We start from the raw sequence: 4,526 nt of genomic DNA, 5'->3' as shown, positions 1-4,526 counted from the left end.
ATATTTTTGTGGTAGAATCCAACACAGAAGACAGTGCCGATCGAATCACCATTTTACGTGATGAGGATGGTGACGGAAAGCCGGATTTCAGAGATGTTTTTCTTGAGGATCTGAATCAGCCTTACGGCATGCTGGTTCTAGGCGAATATTTTTATGTTGCCAATACCGATGGGCTATACCGTTATCCCTATTCCGAAGGTGATAAAAAGATAAAAAAGAATGGTGAAAAGATTCTCGATTTACCTGCGGGAGGTTACAATAATCACTGGACAAGAAACCTTATAGCTAGTGAAGATGGTACTAAAATATATGTTTCGGTTGGCTCTGCCAGTAATGTAGGAGAGTATGGAATGGATAGAGAGGAACGCCGTGCCGCAATTCTTGAAATTAATCCCGATGGTTCCGGAGAGAAGATATTTGCGGCAGGATTAAGAAATCCCGTTGGGATGGACTGGAACCCGGCGACCGGAGAACTTTGGACAGCAGTTAATGAACGCGATAAAATAGGTAATAAATTAGTGCCCGATTATATAACCAGTGTCCGCGAAAATGGCTGGTACGGCTGGCCTTATTCCTATTTCGGGCAAATCCAGGATCCCCGTTGGGAAGAGGATCCGCATTTGGAACTGGTGGAGAAAGCTATTGTGCCCGATGTGCCGTTAGTTTCGCATAGTGCATCCCTGGGTCTTGAATTTTATACTCATAGTCAGTTTCCCAAAAAGTATCAAAATGGTGCATTTATAGGTCAACATGGGTCCTGGAACCGCGCAGAGTTTGTGGGATATAAAGTAGTTTTCGTACCTTTCGATGAAAATGGAAACCCGGGAGAACCTGAAGATTTTTTAACCGGTTTTATAGCAGATGAAGAAGCAAGCGAAGTCTATGGACGCCCTGTAGGAGTAACAACTTTACCCGATGGCTCCTTACTGGTAAATGATGATGATGCGAATGTGATTTGGAAGGTCTCCTACAAATAAGTAGAAATATTGAAAAAAAAATTACTGGTATCCTTCTTACTGTTTTGCAGTTTTGGAACCTTTTATGCCCAAAATTTGACAGGAAGGATTTTAAATTCCGCAACCTCCGAACCAATTGAAAATGCCAATATAGTGAACAGTAACTCAGGAACTGTTGCTGTTTCTGATGCTGAAGGGAAATTTAATATTGAAATTGAACAATTGCCCGTCAGTCTTGTGATCTCTGCTTTGGGTTTTCAGGAGCTAAAGGTGAAAGTAGAAAATTTAAATGCTGAACAGGCTTTTCTGTTAATTCCAACTACTGAAAGCCTCTCCGAGGTGATAATAAGGAGTACGATTATTCCATCCCGTCTACAAAGCCTAGCGGCTGCCGTTAATGTAATTTCGGGCACCGACTTAAAACGGGGAGATAATACCAACCTGGTGGAAAAATTCAATAATGTGCCGGGAATGTTTGTAAATCAGGGAGCGTTGAATACCAATAAGATAAACATTCGAGGTATTGGTGCGCGTTCACAATACAGCACTAACCGCATTCAATCATACTTTGATGGGATACCGCTAACCACAGCCGAGGGAGAACTCACCCTGGATGATATTGACCCTGAAAGTCTTGATCGCATCGAGGTGATAAAAGGCCCAAGTTCCAGTGTTTACGGGGCTGGTTTGGGAGGTTCAATCAATCTTTTTTCTGCACTTCCAAAATCACCGAAGACCGAAGTTGGGCTAAAATCTCAAATTGGGAGTTTTAATACCAGGAAAAATGTGGTCAGGGCAATGCATGCTACAGAGAACACTGCTATTCATGCAAATTATACCGATCTAACCAGCGATGGATATCGTGACAATGGAGAATATAAGCGGCAAACCGCACTTGTAAATGCCAGGCTACAAACTTCAGACAATAACAGTCTTTCTCTTTTAGCCAGTTTTACAAAACTTAAAGCATATATCCCCAGTTCGATTAATGAAAATGATTTTATGAACAATCCAAGTAGTGCCGATGCGAACTGGGAAGCTGCGCGCGGTTTTGAATCTTATGACCGCGGTCTGCTTGGGACATCTTATCAGCATTATTTTTCCGAAAATTTCAGCAATACCACCAGCATCTATTTAAATTTTAGAAATGGGTATGAACCACGCCCTTTTGATATTTTAAAGGAAGAACAGGCTTCGGCGGGAGCACGAACAAGGTTTCAGCTAAATTCAATTATATTTAATAAACCCTCACAGTTAAGTTTTGGAGCAGAATATTACAATGAATGGTATAATACAGCAACCTTTGAAAATTTGTTCCGGGAATTTGAGAACCAGGGTAGCGTAATGGGTGAGCGCCTTAGCGGCAATGAACAGGATCGAAATTACACCAATTTTTTTGGCCAGATAAATTTCGATTTAACGGAAAAATGGAAGCTGGAAGGGGGATTTAATTTCAATTCCACCCGTTATAGCCTCAACGATCTATTCGCAGGGGATGAGGTAGACCAATCCGGAGATTATGAATTTGATCTCATTTTTTCCCCGCGAATTGGAAGCACTTACGAAATTAGCCCCGGAAAGAATTTTTTTGCGAATATAAGTCACGGTTTCTCAACTCCTACGGTAGCTGAAACTTTAACCCCGGAAGGACAGATCAACACCGAACTTAAACCCGAAACCGGAATCAATTATGAACTTGGTTTTAAAGGGAATTGGTTAAACAATCGGCTTTACACTGAATTTTCGGCATATTCCATCAGGATTGAAGATCTTTTGGTTGCACAACGGGTGGCAGAAGACCGTTACATTGGGCTTAACGCCGGAAAAACAACTCATAACGGACTCGAATTTCTAGCGAATTATGATTTCAACCTGACTTCCGGGATTTTGGCAAAACCTTATTTCAATGCCGCTTTTAACTTCTTTGAATTCGATGAATTTGAAAACAACGATCAGGATTTCTCCGGGAACGAATTACCGGGGGTACCAAAATCCACAATTAACTTAGGGATGAATCTTGAAAGCGATTCGGGCTTAAATTTCTTTGCGGGGTACAGGGCAGTGGGAGAAATTGCTCTGGATGATGCCAACTCAGGATATTCCGAGAATTATCAGGTAGTAGATCTCAAGGCTTCCTGGTCTTTTGAGATAATTAAGCGTTTGGAGTTCAACCTGTATGCCGGGATCAATAATATTTTTGATGAACACTATGCAGCCAGTATTTTGACGAATGCCGTTGGTTTTGGGGGTGCGGCACCAAGATATTATTATCCCGGAAATCCTCGAAATTATTACGGTGGACTGCAGCTGAATTATATTTTCTAAAGCTTATTTTCGAACTACATCGGGAACCATGAATTCATAATCGCCACCGTGTTTTATCACATCCCGAACTACGGTTGAGGAAATATGACTATGTCCCGAAGAGCAAATTAGAAATACAGTGTCTATCCCGGACATCTTGAAATTGGTCTGCCCGATAGCTTTTTCAAATTCCAGGTCCTGAACATTTCTAATACCGCGCAAAATAAAATCGGCTTCCTGTTCTTTACAGAAATCAACAGTCAAGCCTTTATAGGTCATCACCTTTACTTTGGGTTCATCCTTATAAGTTTCCTTTAAAAAATGAAGTCTTACATCAAGAGAAAACATATAATTCTTATCGGAATTTGTACCAATAGCAAGAATTACTTCTTTAAACAGAGGCAGAGCTCTATCAATAATATCGGTGTGGCCAAGGGTTAAAGGATCAAATGATCCTGGAAATACAGCTTTTCTCATAATAACATAATTTAGTCTTTTCCGTGAAGGCGGAAAACTATTTCAGTCTCTCCCACGCAAGCGGAAAACTTTTTTTCTATTCGCACCTTTAAAATCAGAAAACTCCGTAAATATAAATATTCCCGAATGGTTTTTTATCTTAAAGCTGCTTCCACCGCGCTTCCATAAAGATCGGTGAGGCTAATTTTTGCAGCCTGGGCTTGTTGAGGTAAAATACTGGCCTGGCTTAATCCGGGCGTGGTATTCATTTCAATAAAATATGGTTCCCCATTATGAAAGATAAATTCTGATCGGGTGAATCCTTTCATTTTCAGCTTGGAATAGATCAATTTAGCGATCTCCTGAACTTTTTTGGCATCTTCTTCTGAAATATTTGCCGGCGTGATTTCCTGGGATTTTCCCAGATATTTGGCCTCATAATCGAAGAATTCATTTTCAGAAATAATCTCGGTCACCGGAAGAGCGCGTACTTTTCCTTTCCACGTGATCACTCCCACCGAAACTTCGGTGCCATCCAGGAAGGACTCAATAATTACCTCGTCGTCCTCCTTAAATGCGGTTTTAGCGGCAGGAATAAGGTCTTCCTCTTTTTTTACTTTGGTAATCCCAAAACTACTTCCGGCACGATTAGCCTTTACAAAACAGGGGAGACCTACGCGGTTAATAATTTCTGTAGGCTTGATGTTATCTTCTTTATTGAGAAAATAGTTCGTCGCCGCTTTAACTCCGTATGCTTTTAGAACGCTTATAAGATCTCTCTTGTTAAAAGTAAGTGCTGCCTGATAATAT

General features: G+C 40.9%; 4 protein-coding genes. 2 read left to right on the top strand and 2 right to left on the bottom strand.

All coding sequences use genetic code 11. From position 1 onward, the window contains the following. Both ACESK1_RS12185 and ACESK1_RS12180 read left to right on the top strand, forming a co-directional pair. Nucleotides 1–977: sorbosone dehydrogenase family protein (locus ACESK1_RS12185; protein ID WP_372920454.1), on the top strand; the 977-nt coding region annotated here is incomplete at its 5' end. A 9-nt stretch (nt 978–986) separates the two neighbouring features. After that, the gene (locus ACESK1_RS12180) at nt 987–3,281 is read left to right on the top strand and encodes a TonB-dependent receptor domain-containing protein (RefSeq protein ID WP_372920453.1); all 2,295 of its coding nucleotides are present in this window, start codon (nt 987–989) and stop codon (nt 3,279–3,281) included. Between the two features lie 3 nt (nt 3,282–3,284). Here ACESK1_RS12180 and coaD read toward each other — a convergent pair whose 3' ends face one another. Both coaD and ACESK1_RS12170 read right to left on the bottom strand, forming a co-directional pair. Further along, nucleotides 3,285–3,737 (bottom strand): pantetheine-phosphate adenylyltransferase, encoded by a 453-nt coding sequence (gene coaD / locus ACESK1_RS12175; RefSeq protein WP_372920452.1) that lies wholly within the window; start codon nt 3,735–3,737, stop codon nt 3,285–3,287. Nucleotides 3,738–3,871: 134 nt separating this feature from the next. Further along, the coding region (locus ACESK1_RS12170; protein WP_372920451.1) for an ATP-grasp domain-containing protein at nt 3,872–4,526 on the bottom strand (655 nt) is incomplete at its 5' end.

The organism is Salegentibacter sp. (genome assembly GCF_041642575.1).
Classification (GTDB): domain Bacteria; phylum Bacteroidota; class Bacteroidia; order Flavobacteriales; family Flavobacteriaceae; genus Salegentibacter.
The sequence above is the reverse complement of the archived record's forward strand: the minus strand, read 5'-3'. Positions and strand labels throughout refer to the sequence as shown.